We start from the raw sequence: 19979 nt of genomic DNA on the forward strand, positions 1-19979 counted from the left end.
AAATGTACAGCCTAGATGTTAACTTTCTTAAAGACCGCCCAGCATACCAGAAAAAGCCTGAGAGAAAGGGAGGAATAAACCTCAAATTTCCTACAGGGGATTTAACACTACTGTATGTGGGAGTTGCAGTAGGTGTAGGTCTTCCAGCTTTATTGGGAGTTGGTTGGTGGTTGTTACAAGGGAAGATTGTTGAATTAGATGGTCAGATTGCACAACTAGATCAAGAAAGCAAGAGGTTAGATACAGAAATAGGAAATCTGAACAAAATCAAAGCCGAGACAAATGCAATTAAAGGGGAAACCCAAGCTTTAGTAACTGTATTTGACCAGATTCGTCCTTGGTCAGCCATGCTGCAAGATTTGCGCGATCGCATCCCAAGCGCAGTGCAAATCGAGAACATCAAGCAAATCCCACCCATTGCGGTAGCGGCAGGTCAGCCACCAAATAATCCCGCAGGGGGATTAGAAATTAACGGATTGGCTCGTTCTTTTAATGATGTCAATGATTTCTTATTGAGTTTACAACAGTCTCAGTTTTTGAAGTCCGCAGAAACCAGAATTCTGACAGCAACGTTAGTAGAGGCTCCCTTAACAGCAAGTGCGAGTCAATCTTCTACTGATGTAATAATTAAGCCACCTCAAGTAGTTAAATACACTATTCAATCGAGCATGAACGACGTTCCAGCGTCGGAATTAATTCGAGAGTTAGAAAAAAAAGGCACAGTGGGGTTAGTAACTCGAATTCGTAATATGCAACAAACAGGAGTCATTTCAAAATGACGCTGAGTGATGATTTAAATTTTGCCGAACAAGCTGGGGAATTCGATCAGGCAGCGCCAGCCTCACCTGTGGTATTTGGTATTGCTTTCACACCAAAAATTATTGGAATCTTGGTGGGGGTAGTTGGTTTAGCGGGAGCAGCTTATATAGTGTTAAACCTGCTGATGCCAGCTTGGGAAAGCTATCAGCAGCAGCAAGCCAAAAGCACTGAACTGCAAGCGCAAATTGAGCAAAAAAAAGCCAATATCAAACAGATTGACAAAGTTAAAGACGAACTAGCACAGGCAAAGCAGCAAAAAGTTCAGGTTTTAAGTTTATTTGCTAACGAAAAAACCTTAGATACATTGCTATTGGATTTGAACCGCTTAATTGAGTCTGGCAATACTCCAACTTCTATTAATGCAGTAAGAGCCAAACTGAAGAAATTTGTGCCAATTTCCCAAAAACCAGAACCAATTGTCGATGGAAGTCTAGGACTACAGGTTGACGGCAAGCTGCAACGCAGTAGTATCAATGCCGAGATTACTGCAACTTATGAACAAACACAATCGATAATTCGTAACATCGAGCGGTTACAGCCTTTGTTAATAGTTAAAGATTATCAAGCAACTTTGGCTCCAGCAGAGTCAAGATCCCCATTAGACAAAACGCCGATGCGGGTTGGTCCAGCAGCGATTAATACATCATTCCAGTTACAGGTATTGATGCCACTTAGTCCAGAAGAAATAGCCGCAGCAGCTAAAGCTGCTGCGAAAAAGTAGTCAAATTAGAGCTAGGACGAATATAGAATTCGCGGCTACACAAGCGTAGATAAACCCTTGCCGCAGACTAAGGAAAAATTGAGGGTTTTGAAACTCACGTTCGCCGTTGACGTTCCCGCAGGGTAGGTGGGAAAGTCTCGTGTAGTCAAAGCGCGGTCTTCTCCCACAGGAAGAGGTTAGCACCAATGGGGTTTCCCCATAAGCAATTGGCGTGCGGTTTCTAATCGCCTACTCAAAATTGTATGTAAACAGGGTTTTATAAGGTGAGGAATGAACTGTGAAACAGCTTCACGGTAATAGTTTTATTTTAGGTACTGCCGCTTTTGTATTTTTGGCGGCTCAACCAGTTTGGGCACAAATTAGTCAAGTTACTGATGTCAAGCTAAATCCCGTTAATGGTGGAATTAGCGTTGCTTTGAAAACTTCTTCTGGGTCACGCCCCCAAGTTTTCACTACAAAAAGAGGCAAGGCTTTAGTCGCTGATGTTATCAACACTCAATTACGATTACCACAAGGTAATAGCTTTCGTCAAGATAACCCAGCACCAGGAATTGCATCTGTCGAGGTTAATCAGCTTGATGCTAATAGTGTTCGGGTGACGGTAACTGGCAGCAACAATGCACCTGGCAGTCAACCTGTGGTGCGATCGCCAAATGGAATTACACTCAGCTTTAGCCCTTCAACAGGCACTACAGCATCAGCGCCAACGCCAACAGCCCCAACATCCACAGCACCACCTGTTACAACTCCGGCCCAACCTGGTCAAAAGCCAGATGTTCTCGTTCCCAACCCGGAAGTCACTATTGACGGACAACCTGCACAAGCTGCTGGGCCAGGTAAACCTCTGAGTCAGGCTCCACCTTTCTTACCCAGAGCCGTTGCTCCACCTGTGGGAGATATTGCTATTTCTGCTACCGATGCGTCTCCTAGCACCATTGACTTAGGAACTCAGGAACGTGTACCCCGCCTAGTACTACGAGATGCGCCAGTACGTGAGGTTTTATCATTACTTGCCCGTGCTGCTAATTTGAACCTGGCTTATATCGGAGGTGAGCAAGGTGGTGGAGGACAGCAAGGTGCTGCTGCACAAGCAACTTCTCAAACCATCTCTTTAGATATAGAAAACGAGCCAGTACAAGATGTGTTTAACTACGTCTTGCGTTTGAGTGGTTTAGAAGCTAACCGCAGTAATCGTACAGTTTTCGTTGGACCGAAACTACCTAATGCGACCCGTGACATGGTTATGCGTAACCTGCGACTCAATCAGGTGACAGTAGGAGTCGCCCTGAACTTTTTGGTCGGCTTGGGAGCAGAAAGTGCCGTCAGCCGCGAACGACAAGTTACTAGTGTTAATGCCGTACCTGTAGGTACTGGAATTGCTCCCATCACCCAAACTCAGACGACCATAGAAAGCAGAGTTGAAACTCAACGTGTTGATTACGAAGACTCTACCCCATTACTTAGAGGTTTACAGGCATTAGGAGATGAGCGCACCAATTCCCTTACCTTAATTGGCCCGCCTAGACTCATTGAAATTGCAATGGCTCAACTAACTCAGCTTGATATTCGTCGCCGCCAAGTAGCAGTTAACGTCAAGATTATTGATGTTAACCTCAATAAAATCGATGACCTAAATACCAGCTTTTCCTTTGGTGTTGACAACACTTATTTTTCCAATAGTAACGGTTCAGCAAACTTAAACTTTAACGGTTTAAGCTCTTTCCCCAGACGTTTTATTGCTAATTTGACGGCTCAGGTGCAAAATCGCAATGCCAAAATTTTGACTGACCCAACCTTAATTGTCCAAGAAGGTCAAACAGCTAATGTCAAGCTGACCCAAGAGGTAATAGGAAATGTTAAGAACGAAATAACTCGTGGTGATGATATTGCTACACAAACAATTACTACCGAGAAAGCGGAGGTGGGATTAACTTTGGGTGTCAAAATTGAGCGGATTGATGACAATGGTTTTGTTTCTCTGTCTGTGGCACCTGTTATCAAAGCACCGCAGTCTTCAGAAGAGATTGTTGTAGGAGACGGCAGCCAAACAATATTTCTAGTATCAGAACGCTCTTTAAATTCTGGTTTGGTTCGCCTGCGAGATGGGCAAACACTTATTCTTAGTGGCATCATTCAAGATGAAGACCGAACAACTGTTTCCAAGATTCCTATTTTGGGCGATCTTCCACTGATTGGAGCATTATTTAGAAGAACAAATAAAGATAATCAACGCAAAGAAGTGATTGTGTTGCTTACACCTCAGATTATGGATGACACAGAGAATTCTGCCTACGGTTATAACTATGCGCCCAGCCCAGAGGTGCGACAAATCCTTGAGCGTCGGGGGTTAAAGGTTCCTGGCAGGTAATTAAAGATAATGAATCAGTAGGTGAGTCACCTCTGCTAAAGGCTCAGATCCCCAACTTCTTAAAGAAGTTGGGGATCTTCTTGTTCACAAGTAGGATTAAATTTAAACGTCATTCTACAATAAAAATACCCACTCACAATAGAAGTAACAGTAGTGGGTAAATACTAATGAGTTCAGAACAAGAGTTATTAACAAAGTGACGTTCTCTTCCATAAGACAAGCAAGTAGAAGTTTTAGATTTTGTTGAATTTCTTGGTTTGAAAAACTTTGCAAATAAAATCCCATTGAGCGAACGTTTGCAGCAAATTCGCACTAAGATTGTTGCTTCTGGTAAACATTTATTAGATTAAGATGAAATTGAAAAATAACTAGCCAGTCGCAGAGGTGGACTACAGGGTAGAGAAGAATGAAAATAACTTATATTACGCTATGTGCAACTTTACTCTCAAACCTAACCCCCAACCCCTTCCCTACCAGGGAAGGGGAGCAAGAATCAAAGCCTCTCTCCGTTTCGGGGAGAGGAATAGAAGTGGGGTTTTAAGAATAAGTTGCACATCGCATTATATTAATTCTGGGGTGTTACTCAGCGCAACAGATGGTGTTGGTATAATTGCCGAGAAAGCCCTTGAAATATATGGATATAGATTTGTAGCCCACTCATCTAATAAAAAGGGAAATACTCTTATGACAGCACTTACATTAAACCTCAATTCTGTAATTAAACTGACAAGAGAGCAGTTTTATCAATTGTGTGAAGAAAACCCCGATTTAAAATTAGAACGCAATGCCCAAGGAGACTTGATTATAATGCCACCTACGGGAGGGGAAACGGGAAAAACTAATTCTATTATTAACGCTCAAATATGGTTCTGGAACGACCAAAATCAATTGGGCGAAGTTTTTGATTCATCAACTGGATTTACTTTACCATCCGGTGCTGACCGTTCTCCAGATGTTTCTTGGGTAAAAAAATTTCGTTGGGATGCTTTGACTAAAGAACAAAAAGAAAAATTTATTCCCCTATGTCCTGATTTTGTCATCGAGATCCTCTCACCTAATGACAGCTTGAAAAAAACTCAGAACAAGATGCAAGAGTATATCGAAAATGGTTGTCGTCTAGGTTGGTTGATTAACCGAAAAAAGCAGGAAGTAGAAATTTATCGTCTAGGACAAAATGTAGAAGTTTTAAAATTTCCTCAAACTATTTCCGGCGAAAGTGTTTTACCTGATTTTGTACTCAATATACAACGAATTTGGTAAAAGTTCGGTGTAAGGATACAGTACTGGAAAAAGGTTTGTTGCAAAGAATTGAACTATGGTGGCAATAACAACACCCGCAGAAAATAGGGTTTTACTCCAAAACATTAGCTGGCAAACATTTAAAACCATGCTGGCTGAAATGGGTTCAGAGCGAAACTCCCGACTGGCTTATGACAATCGAACCTTAGAAATTATGATCCCACAAATGCCGCACGAGAACTCAAATCGCTTAATAGAGGTTTTTGTTGGTGTATTGTGCGAAGAGTTGGGCTGGGAAATTAAACGCGCTGGTTCGCTAACTTTAACGCGGGATGATTTGCAGCGGGGAGCCGAGCCAGATAGTAGCTATTATATCCAAAATGAAGCGCTAGTTCGAGATAAAGAAAATATTGATATAGCTATCGACCCACCCCCTGACCTTGTGCTAGAGGTGGAATATTCCCGGTCTGCAATAGACAAGCTTAAGCTTTATGCTGCGATGGGAGTCCCTGAATTTTGGCGTTATAACGGCAGTGTGCTGAGAGTTTACACGCTTGCAGGTGGACAATATTCAGAAGTTCAAACCAGCCCTACTTTTGCGTCTGTGTCGGTGAAGGAGATTCCTCGGTTTATTCAAGAAGCTAAAAAGAATGGGGAAATTGCTACTACCCGTGCTTTTCGGGCTTGGGTGCAACAAAAAATTTCTGCTAGGGATTGACTCACTCGGCATGAATGCGCGGATATTCAACAGCCACATACTCAGGGGCTTTCAGCATTTATTCTTGCAAGGGTTTGTTGAGTGCCTGGGTTCGTCATAATACTAGGTCAAAGCTATGTGTAACCAACGCGCCAGAAGAAGTTGTCGCAGCGTAGTTTACCGCCGTAGGCATCGCCACCACAAATGTTAAGAAAGATGTGATGTTAAGAAAGATGTGACTAATGGATAGCCTTGTAGGGAAAAGCTTTAATTTTTACCCCTTCTTGACTCAAAAAGCTTGCTAGAGGGTTAAATTTTGCGTTGGATTTTTCAGAAGACATAAAAACTGAGCAAAATCCCTGATTTTTTAGAGAAATCGGGAATCTGAGCCTTCAATCTCCATAAAAATTGGTTAATTTCAGCAATAACTCTTCAACATCGGTAATGAATGCCAACAAACATTGACCATCTCCCCCCTCCCCCCTCCCCTGTTTTCTTTGCAATTGCGGGATTTACTAGGTATTTTTTCCTACTTTTGGGGTGGTTTTTAGTGAAACAAGTACCCTAAAATTACAAAAAATCCTGAAATCTATATAAATTAATGGTTTCATCTATCCACATCAGGCTACAACACCTTAGAATGATTCATTGAAAAGTCGAGCCGATGGGATGTACAGCCGTTTTGAGTAAAAATACTCCCAAAGGATGATTTTTGTATTTCCGCAAGCAAATATTTCAGTACAAATGTATTATTATGCATCCGTACTGAAATTTCAAATAAACCTTCAGGAGTTTGACATGAACAAAGGTGAATTAGTTGATGCCGTAGCTGAAAAGGCTAGTGTTACCAAGAAACAAGCGGATGCAGTCTTAACTGCCGCTTTGGAAACAATTATTGAAGCGGTTTCCTCTGGTGATAAGGTTACATTGGTGGGATTTGGCTCATTTGAATCACGGGAACGTAAAGCTCGTGAAGGTCGCAACCCGAAAACAAATGAAAAAATGGAAATTCCAGCGACGAGGGTTCCTGCCTTCTCCGCAGGAAAACTGTTTAGAGAAAAGGTAGCACCCCCAAAAGCATAGGTTCTGTCTTCGGGAACCCTTTTTTAATGCGGCAACCTGCACACGGGGGAAATTTAGCCTGGGCAGCAGCACTGGCTGGCTGTCCCCCTGATGCTATTCTGGATTTTTCTGCTAGCATCAGCCCGTTGGGTCCTCCAAACAGCGCGATCGCTGCTATCAAGTCCCAAATTGGTAATCTTAAGCACTATCCAGACCCAAACTATAGTGAACTGAGACTAGCTCTCAGTCACTTCCATCAATTGCCGTCTGAGTGGATTCTGCCGGGTAACGGCTCCGCAGAATTACTCACTTTAATCGGTAGGGAATTAGCTCAATTAGCCGCAACAATTTTAATCACTCCAGCCTTTGGCGATTACTACCGAACCTTGGCAGCGTACAACGCTAAAGTGCTGGAGTGTCCCCTGATTAGTTCTGAGCGACGAGTGTCGAGTGCTGAGTTACTAGTTTTACTCAGCACTCAGCACTTAGCACTCAGCACTCACTATGGACTATTGCTAAATAACCCCCATAACCCAAGCGGAAAGCTATTTTCACGGGAGTCTATTTTGCCCTACCTGGAGCAATTTGCTTTAGTTGTGGTGGATGAAGCATTTATGGATTTTGTGCCGCCCAATGAGGAACAAAGCCTGATTCCGGTGGTGCAGGAATATCCGAATTTAGTAGTATTGCGATCGCTGACCAAATTTTACAGTCTCCCAGGACTGCGATTGGGATATGCGATCGCACACCCTGACTGCCTAGCTAAATGGCAGCTATGGCGCGATCCTTGGCCTGTAAACACACTAGCGGCAGCGGCGGCAATTGCAGCACTCCAAGATACGGAGTTTCAGCAACAAACCTGGGCATGGCTACCACCTGCACGAAACCAACTATTTCAGGGTTTAGCTAAAATCCCAGGATTGCAACCCCAAGCAAGTGCTGCTAACTTTTTACTGGTTGAGTCCCAAGAATCTACTTCCCAGTTACAGCAACAATTACTCAAGTATCACCAGATTTTAATCCGCGATTGCCTTAGTTTTAAAGAACTAGGCGATCGCTTTTTCCGGGTTGCTGTACGTGAAGAATCCGATAACCAACGCTTACTAACAGCGCTAAACTCAGTGCTGAGTGGGCAGTGAGTGGGGAGTAAGGGAGATGAGGTAATCTTTCATTCTCATACCCAATGCCCAATGACAAATGACAAATGACAAATGACAATTGACTACGATGTTGTAATTATTGGCGGCAGTCTTGCTGGATACTATGCTGCACTTGCTGCAACCCAACTACGTGCTACAGTTGCCCTGGTACAACCCAAAGTAGACTACGGGTTTACTCATCACCATGCTCTTACCGAAATTGGTAAACTAGCGCAGAAGTTGAAGGATGCGGTTGGTTTTGGTATTCATGCCACACACACTGATACTTCAGAAGAATGCCATATATCTATGGCATGGCAAGAAGCGATGCTGTATGCTCAATGCGTCGCTTCAAATCTCCAAGAACAGCATTCCCCAGCCATTCTAGCCGCGCAGGGAGTCGATGCGATCGTTGGCAGTGGTCAATTTCAATCTTCACCCCAATTGGCTTTTGCCGTTAACAATCGCCTACTACGCGCCCGTACTTATTTGCTAGCTAGTGGTTCGCGTCCAGAAATTCCAGAGATTGAAGGATTGCAAACCACTGGCTATCTAACCCTCTCTAATATTTGGCAATCTTTCCAGGGAACGACATTACCCAAAAATTGGGTCATTATCGGTGGAATTCCCCAAAGCATTGAAATTGCTCAAACTTTAGCAAGGTTTGGTTGCAGTGTGACGCTGGTAGTCAAGCATCCTTATGTTCTTCCATATTTAGATCCTGAGATAGCCATATTGCTTCAGGCACAGTTGGAAGTAGAAGGTGTGCGCGTCCTCACCGAAAAACCAGTAACTCAGGTGAGGCTAATTGAAAATAAAAAGTGGATTCAAGCAGGAGATAAGGCGATTGAAACTGATGAAATTTTAGTGGCGACTGGACAACAGCCGAATCTTGAATCTCTAAATCTGGCAGCAGTAGGTGTGAAATGGCATCGTCATAGCTTAGTGGTGAATGATAAACTGCAAACCACTAACCACCGCATTTATGCTTGTGGTGATGTAATTGGTGGTTACGACTTTGCCAATGTTGCTAATTATGAAGCAAAAATTGCTTTAAACAATGCACTATTTTTCCCTAGATTACGAGTAAATTATTCCTCAATTCCTTGGGCAATATTTTCTGCGCCGATGCTGGCACAAGTGGGTTTGACAGAGGCACAGGCAAAACGCCAATTTCGTCGAGATGAAGTTTTAGTTTTGCGACAGTATTTTAAAACAGTAGCAGCAGCCCAACTTCGGGATGAAACCACTGGTATGTGTAAATTAATTGTGCTACGCAATGGGGAAATTTTGGGAGCTTCGATATTGGGGGCAGAAGCTGGAGAATTAATTAATTTGATTGCCTTGGCAATATCACAAAAAATAAAAGTCAAACATTTAGCAAATTTATCTCCTGCCTATCCCAGTTTCTCAGAACTTCTGGAACGAACTGCAAGAGAGTGGAGTAAGCAGAGGTTAAATAGCAATATTGCTTTGCAAGAGTTTTTAGAAGGCTTCTTTCATTTCCGCCGCAATTGGAATTAAAACTTACGTATGGAGTTGTCACTATAATAACTTAAACAAGGTACTGATATAGGACTCCGATTTGATTTTTGAAAACATTTTGAGACTGAAAAGCCCGTTTTATAAGGGTTTTATCTAAAATATAGTTCAAAAATCAGATATGAGTCCTATATCATTACTGAATTCCATAAGGATACTGACTTTGCAGTTATCGCTGCCTTTGCCAATAGTGACAGCACCTTGATTGCAAACGCAACGTCATCAGAATTGGGGAGCATCGCTCAAAATTGAGCTTATTATTTTTGTTGAACTGCAAACTTGAAATCTGTCAACACTAATTCTCCTCCGGTTGTTGTTAATACTAAATTAACGCCTAAAACACTTTTTCCTGTAGTTGTGTAGTTAGTTGGAAGTATTTGCTTGGTCAAATCAAAATTTCTAGCATTTCCATATGTTATTTGATATGGTGTTGCTTTATCCCCAAGTAAAAATGATGTGATAGCTACTCGTGCTGTTGCTTTCTTTACTACACCTTTTACAGCTAAAGGCACGAGCCTAAATTGCTTTTGAGTATTAGAGGTATCAATTCTAATGATACATCTAGCCCTTGACGATTGCCCCTTTACAGTTATAGGAGAGCGAAGTGTAAACTGACTTATTTGCGGATTGAAACTTATATTACATCCCTTATTAACCGAAAATTTTGGCTGGTTGTTTATTGGAGCAGCAGCGCTAGATGAATTGGCATCATAACAATAGGACAAAAACAAGCACATTAATATGAAAAAATTACGTGCATTACTTAATCTCAACATAACTTACTCTCCATCAATAGAAATTTGTAATTTTAAAGAAGAATACATTCGGTAGATTCAATGAGTGGGGAATTTAGACCCACCACTCATTGAAGACCACTAAATTTGAAATTTGGTGCAGTGTATCACCATCTATCCCCAGAATAGCTAAAAGCAACTACTAGCAACGCTTTAGGTCAAAAGAAAGTATTACATCCCCAGCATTGATATCGGCTGTATCAACGAAAATAGAACTTGCTGATGAGGATTGTACAACCGCATTAATACCTAATAATCCTTGCCCACCACCACTACATAAACCTGAAGCAGCTAGAACAGTAATCTCATCTTGCTCCGCAAATGCCTTAGTCGTTGTAAAGTTGGTAGTTTGAGGGGTAGCTACGGCTTGCCCAAAAGCACCACCACTAAAGCTATAAGTTCTGCTTAAGCTGGTACCTCTACTCCCTCTATTAATATCAGTATTTCCTTGGTACAGTACTTGTACATTTTGGATGATGAAACCACTTGGAATAAAAGTTTGAACGCGTAAAATACACCTTTTACGGCCACCATTGAATGCATTAAAGTTATCCAAGATGAGCGATAAGGTTCTACCATCAGCTCCAGCAAGCTGATCGGCAACAACACATCCACCAGACCCGATTGCATCTCCAAAAGTAATACTAGGCTCGTCAGCCAAAACCTTGGTCCCAATCACGTTGAGTCCAAGAATTGTAGATATAGAAAGTAATACACCAAATTGTTTAAAGTTCATATTGAATGTACCTATGTTGCTAGAGTTGTTTTTTGATGAAAAATGCATTCAGAAGCCAGAAGGTACCAGGTATGAAGGCATCTTTGCTTTAATCCCACGGTTCAAAGCATGAGATTGAAGCAAAGATAATTTGTGTCTGGTGTTACATATCTCGACACAAATTTGTTCTAGTAGTGGGCAATCACCCACAACTAAAGTTTTGATTGATACTTACAGGCTTGTGCCTTCTTCAATTGTGGGAAATCCTTTCAAATATGCTTTGACAATTTCTGCTCAATCAGAAAATGAAGCATAACCGTATATAGCTGGAGTTAACAGAAAGAAGATGGACATCAAGTTGCAAAATGTATTCTTGCTGTATGTCCATGTGGGGAAGATCATATAGTTGTCTCAATTAAAAAATATGTGTTCTTGATCACATACATATTGTGTTTCCGAACACTGCCAACTTCAAAATAGTAGTATTGTAGTATTGAGGTGCAGTACTCCAAAGTTAGGTGCTAAAAATTAGGGGTATAAATCACCGATTTAATAGTGCGATACCGATAGCGCAGCCTTAGTGAACCGTCGAGCGTCATAGCCCGCCGCAGATATCGCAGTGAAATAGCTGTTTTTATTGAGAATCTATATTAACGTGAGTTCGACAGACCTCTCCCTCCCAGTCTCCCTCGCCTTTAAGGATATAGCTGGTGAATAGGGGGTCTTACCCCCTAATAAGGCTTAGAGCACCGGAATCTTAAAGCTTCTTGGCATTAGATAACTTTTAGGAATCACTGGCGCTCAACCAGAAGTATTGAAGTGGTAGTATGTTCAAGAATACCTGGCGCTAGATTACCAACAGAATTGTATAATGTCTCTTGCTCCTTGGCGAAGTGCGATCGCTCATGCACTCCATCGCAACCGTAGCCTTGTTTATGCCCGTTACCTGCAACTAGCAACGCTACAAGCGAATGGTCGCCCCGCCAATCGTACCCTAGTCTTTCGCGGCTTTCTGGAAGATACAAACCAGCTAAAATTTATCACCGATAACCGTAGCGCCAAAGCCGATCAGATACAGCAACAACCTTGGGCAGAAGTTTGCTGGTACTTCCCCAATACACGAGAACAATTTCGCATCACTGGTTGTTTGGCCCTAATAAGCAGTAATGATTCTGACCAGGTTTTACAGCCAGCCCGGATCGCTATATGGCAAGAATTAAGTGATGCGGCGCGTTTACAGTTTGCTTGGCCGCATCCTGGTAAACCCAGAGTTGAAAACCCAGAAGCTTTTGCACCACCAGCACCCGAACCTATGCAGCCAGTGCCTAATTTTTGTCTACTGCTACTCGATCCGGTGCAGGTCGATCATTTAGAATTACGCGGTGAACCACAAAATAGAAGGTTTTATCAGCGTGATGAAAATCAAGAGTGGTTTTGTGAAGAAATTAATCCTTGAACAATCTTTTCAAATTAAGGAAGAATCTCGACAACTGTACCTTTTTGTACCCATTGATATAGTTCATCTACATCTTTGTTTTTCAGGGAAGGACAACCCAAAGTCCAATTATAGCGATCGCTAATCATGTTATCTCTGCCCACAGGGACACCATGTATCCCAACTTCGCCCCCAATAGGAATATGCCAAGGTAACTTACCACTAGCTTTTGCCTGAAAATACTTTCGCCAAGATCGGGTATTGGGATAGTCAAGCCATAGGAACTTCGACCATTGTGGGTGAGGATAAAGGTCTTTGATTTGCAGAATACCTTCTGGAGTTTTGCTGTCACCCTCTGCTTGTTTGTCGCCAATGGGGTTAGTACCAAAAACTACAGGGTAAGACTTGAGTGGTTTTAGGTCATAGTACAGGGTTAGTCTGTGTCTAGATTTTTCAATTAAAAGAGAAATTTTCTTATTGTTATTGGCTGTAGAAACTAATTGCTCAAGGGGTTGGTCGTAATTCAATAATTCGTCTTCGGCTAAGGGAGTATGAAGTTGTGGTTCAGGCTGACAATCTTGAAAACACAATACCTGAGTAATTTGCTCCACAGGCATCATCAATCCTAGCCGAACTAATAGTAAATAGAATAAAGAGCCACTTATCAGCACTAGAAGAATTATTAGTATCTTCTGACGATGCAAATGAGTTTTGCTGGGTGGCTCTTTTGTCATTGCCTCAGATTTGTTGCAGCTAAATAGAATTAAACAAAAGTGCAGATTAATTCTTTAAATACCTGCACCATCTAGAAACTCCTGTATTGCCTTATCTTTAAGGCTGCACACAGGAGCGTCTTGGGATAAATCAGCTTGGTTAGAAGCTACACAACCTACTAACACAGGGGTTTTTTCTGAAGAACTGTTGCGCTGAAGAGTTTGTATTTGTTCTTCCAACGCCTCAATCCGGTCTACTAAAGCACGAATTACTTGAGCTTCTGAATCTGGTAAGTTATTGTGTTCAAGAGGTGAAACCCGAACTCCAGAACGATACATGATGCGCCCAGGCACACCTACCACGGTACAGTCTGAAGGCACATCTCTTAAAACAACAGAACCAGCACCAATACGGACATTATTGCCAATTTGGATATTGCCTAGTACCTTCGCTCCCGCTCCGACTACGACGTTTTCACCCACAGTAGGATGGCGTTTACCACATTCTTTACCAGTACCCCCAAGGGTGACACCTTGATAAATTAGAGCATAGTCTCCCACGATCGCAGTTTCACCAATTACTACACCCATCCCGTGGTCAATAAACACACTTTGCCCAATTGTTGCACCAGGGTGGATTTCAATTCCAGTCAAAAACCGAGCCAAGTGAGAAATCAGGCGCGGAATAAAGGGAAGACCAACACTATACAGCCAGTGAGCCAGCCTATGGAATAACAGGGCTTGCAAACCAGGGTAACAAAATAAAACTTCCAACCAGTTACGGGCAGCTGGGTCACGTTCAAATATGATACGAAAGTCAGCACGCAGTATAGATAGCACGAGATAGCACCCTCGGAAAGCACAACAAGCTACTCTCCCATATTATCCTCTCAGGTTACACCTAAAAATTGGGAATCAGAATTGGGGATTGGGTACAACAGGCTGAGGTGCAGAGGGGAAAAACTTACTACAACTTCTCGTCTACTCCCCATTCCCCAATTCACTGCTGCTCCACTTTTAGAGTATAATCACGCTTAACTCCAGGGTTAAATGTACCTACCCAAATCCGATATGTGCCCCTTTTCCAGTCGCGATCGCTAACGCTAGCATCTTTACTTTTGCCAGTGTCATCACCACAACGAATCGTAGTTTTATCTGGGCCTTGGATGATTAAAGTGGTGTCGTTGTTGTTGCTATCAACTTGGATTGTTAGCTGGGAAAAGTCTTTTTCCAAAACCATAATGTGATCTGGTTTAGAATCGGCAAAGCCAATACAGGCTTTTTGATCGCGATCGCGGTTACTTATGGCAGACAGTGAGTAAGAACCGCCTGTAAACCCCTGCACTGTTCCTTGTGATGAATCAAAGTTTGTTGATAAATTCAAGGTGGCAAAGTTTGCTGTCTGTGCTATCCCAGGGGTAGCTGTAATGGCGGTAAATATAATAGCCAACAGCCAACCGCCGCGAAACTGAAGTCGGGGGCAACAGTATTTCATAGTAGCCCTCCAACAGGCTTTTAAATTAGTGATGATATATACATATTCTAATGAAAAAAATCCAGTGAAATTTCAGTTGGGTGTGCCACATTCAAATGTGCCACAGTTAATGTTTTGGAAAGTTGACAGCTAATTGCTAGGTTGTTTCTGGATCTCGACAGTAGGCTTAAATCGCATCCGAGTGGGAAATTCTGGCAATCAAATTATTAGCTAGCAAATATTACATAAAACCTACGTAAATATGTTTAAGCAAGAAAGTACAGAAGGTAAAGGGTAAAGGTAAAATAATTTTTTACCTTTATCTTCTGCACCTGAGCTTTTATGAAAATCTCACGAATTATGGAGTTTGAAGAAGACACCACCTTTGAGCGATCGCGTGTCAGTTCCATAACTACTGACTGTGAGCGATCGCAGGTTATTAAAAAATGGTTTACCTAAGACTTCCACTAGTTTGAGAACAGGTACTTGACGCTCTAACAAATTCTGGCTCTTTGTCCAGTCAAGATATATATAGCCTTGGTTTGGTAGGGGAATTGCCGCAATACTATCTTTGAAATTAGGATTGTCAATTATGGAATTATTCTTGGTTGTGAGAATTTCATCCATAGTCTCTAAGTCAGACGTGAAAATTTCGTAATTTCCTAAAGTTGTATGCAATGCCTGTACTTTTGTTTCAATGCTAAAAGATTCTCCTTCTTTGACATCGCTTTTTTTTGTAGCCGTGGTTAACTCTGTCCAAGCGGAGATTTTTTGCTGATCTATAGTCAGGGTATTGATGCTGAGTCCGTTGGATGAGGCGATCGCATCTAATCGAGCAATACCTTTTTCCACACCCTCGGATTTTTCTACTACAAAAATCCAATGAGGAGTTGTTTGCTCTTTCTCCGGTAACAATGCTATAGCATATTCTCCTTGTACCCAGCTAAAAATATCCTCTGGTAAGTTTATACCCCAGCGTTTTTGAACATCTGCCAAAGGTTTTGCTAACCGAGAAACCACATCTTCCCCAGAACCATATATAGTTGCTGTTGCTTGTTTCCAGAGTTTGGCTAAGTCACTGTCAGCCAAATTACTCAAATTCGAGCCGGAAATTGCTAAACCTGCGGATGCTGGAACATATTGCAATGCTCCCACAGGTTTAGATAACGGTGCAGATGGAGGGACAATTTCCGATGAAGTCAAAAAGGTGGTTTCTGCCAGCAATCCTTTAGGATTTAACACCAAGGATATAATTTGGCTGTTATAAAGTTGTTCTGGTAACTCTAACCCTTGCCATTTTGCCACGATGGGAAGATTCAAGAAAGCTACAGCTAAACCCCCTTTGATCTGTTCTTTGGTAGCTTTTTGGTATTCGGGTGAGCTAGTTAAATTCAGATCGGGCGCTTGGACGTTATTGATAGCATCTCGTAGTACTTTCGGATCGTTGGCAAACAACACAAAGCCTTCACCGACAACAGCACCAGCAAGCAAGTCTTGTTCTGGCTGGGAATTGTCAGAAATTAGTTTTACACCTTTATATTGTTCAACAGCTAAGTTTGCACCAGCTAACGCTCGTTTAGAAAACAACAATTCCACAAACTCGCGGCTTTTCTCCGGTTGTTTGGTTGCTAATGCTAACAGATATCCTGGCTGCTGTCCGTTTTCTTGATCGCGATCAATATCTAAGGTGGTGATAGCTAATGTAATTTCGTCCCCTAACCAGGGTTGAATGTCTTGTTTGTAATCTATGTCACTCTTGGCAAATAAACTGGTTTTGAGTTTAGATAGCTCCTCTTCGCGCTCCAACGCCTGCAAACGGTCAGGATTTGTCAATAATGAAACCATTGCAGGGGACAGTTTCGACACGAATATGGCTGCACCAGGCCCAGAGCTAGAACCAATGAGGTTAGCCGGACTTTTAGCGAAAAACCAGTAAAAGCCTGCGATCGCAATTACTAGCACTGCGATCGCCCCAGCTACGATAAAACCGATAAATGAACGTTGCCTATTCACATTAAACCTATTAAAAAAGACGGTTTACAGCCATTTAAGCAGAAAGCCTAGCAGAATTAATCAACCCTCTTGAGAATGGATGCTGATGTCAAGGCAGAAATTTTCTGTCACCATAAATAGTATTAGGACTATTTACAAAAACCTCATGACAGGGAACTCATGAATCAAATTAGTGTAGAAGAACTGGCGCAACGTCTTTCTTCTAGTGATGCAAGTATTCAGCTAGTAGATGTGCGTGAACCAGAAGAATTGGCGATCGCTAGCATTGAAGGCTTTGTCAACCTACCTTTAAGTCAATTTGCCGAATGGGGAGATCAAGTACCTACCCTCTTTAATCCCCAAGCTGAAACCCTGGTGTTATGCCATCATGGCATCCGCTCTGCCCAGATGTGCCAGTGGTTGATTGCCCAAGGTTTTACAAATGTGCAAAATATTTCGGGTGGTATTGATGCTTATTCCCTACTAGTAGACCCTTCAATTCCCCAATATTAGCTTTTTCAGATACATCACTCAGATGGAACTTACCCTTCCATCTGGCGTTTGCTATGCTAAAAGCAGAAGTACATCAACTTATAGGCTTGCTGGAAAGCTTATAATTTGGGTATCAGGTACATCTGCACAAAACTTTTCGACTGTCCCAAATCACACTTCAGCATTAGCCCTTGCAAAAATATACGTATCTAATAATACTGTTGCAAGTAAAAATTTGTGCAAAAATACGGTTATAAAGAAGCATCGCGAGGGTACATTATAACTAGCAGCTTTTGCAAAAATAAAGTTGAGCTACTATTCCAACTTTACTCTTAAAAAATGCTCTATATATAACGTTTAAAAATACTTATCATAAGATAGTTGTCTAATTTGCTATCTTATCTTAATAAATTATTAAGATTCTCTGTTTTCGATTAAATCCACAAATTTTTTCAGAGTTTGATTAAAATTTGCCTTCAGCAAAACATACCCTATGGAAGTTCAGTTAACAAATCGACAACAGCATATACTTTGGGCAACGGTACGTCACTACATTGCAACGGCAGAGCCTGTTGGTTCAAAGGCTTTAGTTGAGGAGTACGATCTGGGCGTAAGCTCGGCGACAATTCGCAATGTAATGGGTGTTTTAGAAAAGTCTGGATTGCTCTACCAACCACATGCCTCTGCTGGACGTGTACCTTCAGATTCAGGTTATCGTATTTATGTTGACCAGCTAATTACACCTTCTCTGCGTTCGCGCAGCGTGTCGCAGACAGACGCTATGCGTAGCTTACTTCCACAAAGTGGTACAGAAACTTTAGGGCGAGAAGTAGAAGTAGCACTGCAAAAGCATCTCCAGTGGGAAGATCGGAGTTTAGAAACTCTACTACAAGGAGCAGCGCAGATTTTAGCAACCTTAAGTGGTTGCATTAGCTTGATCACGATGCCGCAAACCACTACAGCGTTATTGCGACATCTACAATTAGTGCAAATTGAAGCCGGACGGATCATGCTGATTGTGGTGACAGATGGTTATGAGACACATTCTAAATTGATGGATTTGTCGCCAACACCAGAAGAAACCCAACGGGATTCAGAGGTAATTGATCGCGAGTTACAGATTGTTTCTAACTTTTTGAATACCCACTTACGGGGGCGAAGTCTGTTGGAATTAGCCAACCTCAACTGGAGCGAACTAGATCAGGAGTTCCAACGCTACGGGGAATTTTTGAAAAACTCAGTTGCAGAATTGACTCGTCGCACTCTTGCACCGACTGCAACCCAAATTATGGTTCGGGGTGTGTCAGAAGTTTTACGCCAGCCAGAATTTTCCCAGTTACAGCAGGTACAAACGATTATCCACCTGCTGGAAGAAGAACAAGACCAACTGTGGCGATTAATATTTGAAGAACCAGAACCAGAGGATGGTGGTAAACCAAAGGTAACGATTCGCATTGGCGCAGAAAATCCATTAGAACCGATACGTACCTGTACCTTAATTTCTTCTAACTATCGCCGAGGTTCTATACCCGTAGGAAGTGTGGGAGTTTTGGGGCCAACGCGTTTAGATTATGAAAGTGCGATCGCAGTAGTAGCATCTGCTGCTGATTATCTCTCAGAAGCTTTCAGCTATTTCAATCCTTAATTAGCGATTAATCTTTAGGAACAAGCCGCTACGCCTTTAGGCGAGCAAACAATACCATAGCAAGCAGATAGCCGTATTTATAACGGCAAAATCAATAATTAATACTACTTAAATCTTTCATGCTTAGAAAAATTGCCTTTGGTCTACTGTGGCTGGGATTTGTTGTCTATGCTTTTTTCCTCGCGCCTCCTGAGCAACCTGGTACATTCGAGTTAATTAAAAACCTTTCTATTGGGCAGTGGCAAGGCGTTAACCCGTTAGTCATAGCACTATTCAACCTCATGGGCATCTGGCCTCTTATTTACAGTGCAGTAATCTTTATTGATGGTAGAGGACAAAAAATACCTGCTTGGGTGTTTGCTACTGTCTCTTTCGGAGTTGGTGCTTTTGCCTTGTTGCCGTACTTAGCCTTTAGAGAACCAAATAATCAGTTTGTCGGTAAAAAGAATATCTTGCTCAAATTACTAGATTCTCGTGTGACTGGTTTCGTATTAACTATAGCCACGGTTATTCTAGTTACCTACGGTATAAGAGGTGGAGATTGGAGCAATTTTGTGCAAGAGTGGCAAACTAACCGCTTCATCCATGTGATGAGTTTAGATTTTTGCTTACTCTGCCTATTATTTCCCACGTTGCTGGGGGATGATATGGCGCGTCGCGGTTGGAAAAATCCGCAGTTATTCTGGTTAATAGCCTTGATACCGCTATTTGGGCCATTGGTTTATTTATCTATGCGTCCACCTTTACAAGAAGTGGGTATAGAGTCCATATCCAAGCAGCCAGCAACGAATTAAAGAATAAAGTGCATTTTTCATAATTCCAAAATCGTTCGACTGAGCGACTTGTGCCGAGCATCTCGACTTCGCTCGATGGAGCCGGAGCCGAGGTAAGCCGAAGTCTAAAATCCAAAGTGATATTACCCAAAGTCCCCGCTTTTTCAAAGGTTTGGGGATTTTCTGTGGGTACGTAAATCCCAAGAGAAAGTTTTTTCTGAAAGTACTTTACAAAACGCAATAAATTATTTAAGATGTGTAACAGGTAGTCAAACCTACCTAATTCATCTGCAAATAATCGCATTTATAAAACAATGACAACAACCTTACAACAGCGCCAAAGCGCCAATGTATGGGAT

At 42.1% G+C, this 19979-nt stretch carries 18 protein-coding genes; 12 read left to right on the forward strand and 6 right to left on the reverse strand.

Annotation, left to right across the window (positions count from 1 at the left end; all coding sequences use genetic code 11):
- The first annotated feature begins 2 nt into the window (after positions 1-2).
- The 8 genes from RMY27_RS16160 to RMY27_RS16195 all read left to right on the forward strand — a co-directional run bounded on the left by RMY27_RS16160 (position 3) and on the right by RMY27_RS16195 (position 9569).
- The gene (locus RMY27_RS16160) at positions 3-779 is read left to right on the forward strand and encodes a PilN domain-containing protein (protein ID WP_322664835.1); all 777 of its coding nucleotides are present in this window, start codon (positions 3-5) and stop codon (positions 777-779) included.
- A complete protein-coding gene (locus tag RMY27_RS16165) occupies positions 776-1540 on the forward strand; it encodes a pilus assembly protein PilO (RefSeq protein WP_322664836.1) in 765 nt (254 codons plus the stop codon). The genes RMY27_RS16160 and RMY27_RS16165 overlap by 4 nt, the downstream gene beginning before the upstream one ends.
- Before the next feature lie 277 nt (positions 1541-1817).
- A complete protein-coding gene (locus RMY27_RS16170) occupies positions 1818-3908 on the forward strand; it encodes an AMIN domain-containing protein (RefSeq protein ID WP_322664838.1) in 2091 nt (696 codons plus the stop codon).
- A 684-nt stretch (positions 3909-4592) separates the two neighbouring features.
- Positions 4593-5168: a Uma2 family endonuclease gene (locus RMY27_RS16175; protein ID WP_322664840.1), complete on the forward strand. Its 576-nt coding sequence runs from the start codon at positions 4593-4595 to the stop codon at positions 5166-5168.
- A 55-nt stretch (positions 5169-5223) separates the two neighbouring features.
- Complete coding sequence (locus RMY27_RS16180) at positions 5224-5865, forward strand: Uma2 family endonuclease (RefSeq protein ID WP_322664841.1); 642 nt, start codon at positions 5224-5226, stop codon at positions 5863-5865.
- Between the two features lie 777 nt (positions 5866-6642).
- On the forward strand, positions 6643-6927 hold the full coding sequence (locus tag RMY27_RS16185) for an HU family DNA-binding protein (protein WP_010998076.1): 285 nt from the start codon (positions 6643-6645) through the stop codon (positions 6925-6927).
- Between the two features lie 26 nt (positions 6928-6953).
- Positions 6954-8045 carry a threonine-phosphate decarboxylase CobD gene (gene cobD / locus RMY27_RS16190; protein WP_322664843.1) on the forward strand — a complete coding sequence of 364 codons (1092 nt, stop codon included), beginning with the start codon at positions 6954-6956 and terminating at the stop codon, positions 8043-8045.
- A gap of 72 nt (positions 8046-8117) precedes the next feature.
- A complete protein-coding gene (locus tag RMY27_RS16195; RefSeq protein ID WP_322664845.1) occupies positions 8118-9569 on the forward strand; it encodes an NAD(P)/FAD-dependent oxidoreductase in 1452 nt (483 codons plus the stop codon).
- A gap of 275 nt (positions 9570-9844) precedes the next feature.
- On the opposite strand, the gene RMY27_RS16200 is transcribed toward RMY27_RS16195, so the two are convergent.
- Positions 9845-10363, reverse strand: coding sequence for a hypothetical protein (locus tag RMY27_RS16200; RefSeq protein ID WP_322664847.1), 519 nt, complete (start codon positions 10361-10363; stop codon positions 9845-9847).
- A 160-nt stretch (positions 10364-10523) separates the two neighbouring features.
- Positions 10524-11117, reverse strand: a complete 594-nt coding sequence (locus RMY27_RS16205) for a DUF4360 domain-containing protein (RefSeq protein WP_322664849.1) — start codon at positions 11115-11117, stop codon at positions 10524-10526.
- Between the two features lie 850 nt (positions 11118-11967).
- On the opposite strand from RMY27_RS16205, the gene RMY27_RS16210 reads away from it, so the two are divergent.
- Positions 11968-12552 carry an Npun_F5749 family FMN-dependent PPOX-type flavoprotein gene (locus RMY27_RS16210; protein WP_322664851.1) on the forward strand — a complete coding sequence of 195 codons (585 nt, stop codon included), beginning with the start codon at positions 11968-11970 and terminating at the stop codon, positions 12550-12552.
- A 14-nt stretch (positions 12553-12566) separates the two neighbouring features.
- On the opposite strand, the gene RMY27_RS16215 is transcribed toward RMY27_RS16210, so the two are convergent.
- From RMY27_RS16215 to RMY27_RS16230, 4 genes are all read right to left on the reverse strand, one after another.
- On the reverse strand, positions 12567-13265 hold the full coding sequence (locus RMY27_RS16215; RefSeq protein WP_322664853.1) for a L,D-transpeptidase: 699 nt from the start codon (positions 13263-13265) through the stop codon (positions 12567-12569).
- 54 nt (positions 13266-13319) lie between these two features.
- Positions 13320-14084, reverse strand: a complete 765-nt coding sequence (cysE, locus tag RMY27_RS16220) for a serine O-acetyltransferase (RefSeq protein WP_322664855.1) — start codon at positions 14082-14084, stop codon at positions 13320-13322.
- Positions 14085-14244: 160 nt separating this feature from the next.
- Entirely contained in the window at positions 14245-14739 is a 495-nt protein-coding gene (locus tag RMY27_RS16225) for a hypothetical protein (RefSeq protein ID WP_322664856.1), read from the reverse strand.
- Positions 14740-15069: 330 nt separating this feature from the next.
- Positions 15070-16731 carry a DUF3352 domain-containing protein gene (locus RMY27_RS16230; RefSeq protein ID WP_322664857.1) on the reverse strand — a complete coding sequence of 554 codons (1662 nt, stop codon included), beginning with the start codon at positions 16729-16731 and terminating at the stop codon, positions 15070-15072.
- Between the two features lie 159 nt (positions 16732-16890).
- Between RMY27_RS16230 and RMY27_RS16235 the strand changes: the two genes are divergently transcribed.
- From RMY27_RS16235 to RMY27_RS16245, 3 genes are all read left to right on the forward strand, one after another.
- Positions 16891-17223: a rhodanese-like domain-containing protein gene (locus RMY27_RS16235; protein WP_322664859.1), complete on the forward strand. Its 333-nt coding sequence runs from the start codon at positions 16891-16893 to the stop codon at positions 17221-17223.
- 472 nt (positions 17224-17695) lie between these two features.
- On the forward strand, positions 17696-18847 hold the full coding sequence (locus RMY27_RS16240) for a heat-inducible transcriptional repressor HrcA (RefSeq protein ID WP_322664861.1): 1152 nt from the start codon (positions 17696-17698) through the stop codon (positions 18845-18847).
- 119 nt (positions 18848-18966) lie between these two features.
- Positions 18967-19641, forward strand: a complete 675-nt coding sequence (locus RMY27_RS16245; protein WP_322664863.1) for a DUF2834 domain-containing protein — start codon at positions 18967-18969, stop codon at positions 19639-19641.
- The last annotated feature ends 338 nt before the right edge of the window (positions 19642-19979 follow it).

It is taken from the genome of Nostoc sp. DedQUE09 (assembly GCF_034530915.1).
Taxonomy (GTDB): domain Bacteria; phylum Cyanobacteriota; class Cyanobacteriia; order Cyanobacteriales; family Nostocaceae; genus Nostoc.

What these genes read in the sequence shown, in the direction of transcription:
- RMY27_RS16160 (WP_322664835.1), top strand. Translation starts at nt 3, where the DNA reads ATGTACAGCCTAGATGTTAACTTTCTTAAAGACCGCCCAGCATACCAG.
- RMY27_RS16165 (WP_322664836.1), top strand. Translation starts at nt 776, where the DNA reads ATGACGCTGAGTGATGATTTAAATTTTGCCGAACAAGCTGGGGAATTC.
- RMY27_RS16175 (WP_322664840.1), top strand. Translation starts at nt 4,593, where the DNA reads ATGACAGCACTTACATTAAACCTCAATTCTGTAATTAAACTGACAAGA.
- RMY27_RS16180 (WP_322664841.1), top strand. Translation starts at nt 5,224, where the DNA reads ATGGTGGCAATAACAACACCCGCAGAAAATAGGGTTTTACTCCAAAAC.
- RMY27_RS16185 (WP_010998076.1), top strand. Translation starts at nt 6,643, where the DNA reads ATGAACAAAGGTGAATTAGTTGATGCCGTAGCTGAAAAGGCTAGTGTT.
- cobD (WP_322664843.1), top strand. Translation starts at nt 6,954, where the DNA reads ATGCGGCAACCTGCACACGGGGGAAATTTAGCCTGGGCAGCAGCACTG.
- RMY27_RS16195 (WP_322664845.1), top strand. Translation starts at nt 8,118, where the DNA reads ATGACAATTGACTACGATGTTGTAATTATTGGCGGCAGTCTTGCTGGA.
- RMY27_RS16200 (WP_322664847.1), bottom strand. Translation starts at nt 10,363, where the DNA reads ATGTTGAGATTAAGTAATGCACGTAATTTTTTCATATTAATGTGCTTG.
- RMY27_RS16205 (WP_322664849.1), bottom strand. Translation starts at nt 11,117, where the DNA reads ATGAACTTTAAACAATTTGGTGTATTACTTTCTATATCTACAATTCTT.
- RMY27_RS16210 (WP_322664851.1), top strand. Translation starts at nt 11,968, where the DNA reads ATGTCTCTTGCTCCTTGGCGAAGTGCGATCGCTCATGCACTCCATCGC.
- RMY27_RS16215 (WP_322664853.1), bottom strand. Translation starts at nt 13,265, where the DNA reads ATGACAAAAGAGCCACCCAGCAAAACTCATTTGCATCGTCAGAAGATA.
- RMY27_RS16225 (WP_322664856.1), bottom strand. Translation starts at nt 14,739, where the DNA reads ATGAAATACTGTTGCCCCCGACTTCAGTTTCGCGGCGGTTGGCTGTTG.
- RMY27_RS16235 (WP_322664859.1), top strand. Translation starts at nt 16,891, where the DNA reads ATGAATCAAATTAGTGTAGAAGAACTGGCGCAACGTCTTTCTTCTAGT.
- RMY27_RS16240 (WP_322664861.1), top strand. Translation starts at nt 17,696, where the DNA reads ATGGAAGTTCAGTTAACAAATCGACAACAGCATATACTTTGGGCAACG.
- RMY27_RS16245 (WP_322664863.1), top strand. Translation starts at nt 18,967, where the DNA reads ATGCTTAGAAAAATTGCCTTTGGTCTACTGTGGCTGGGATTTGTTGTC.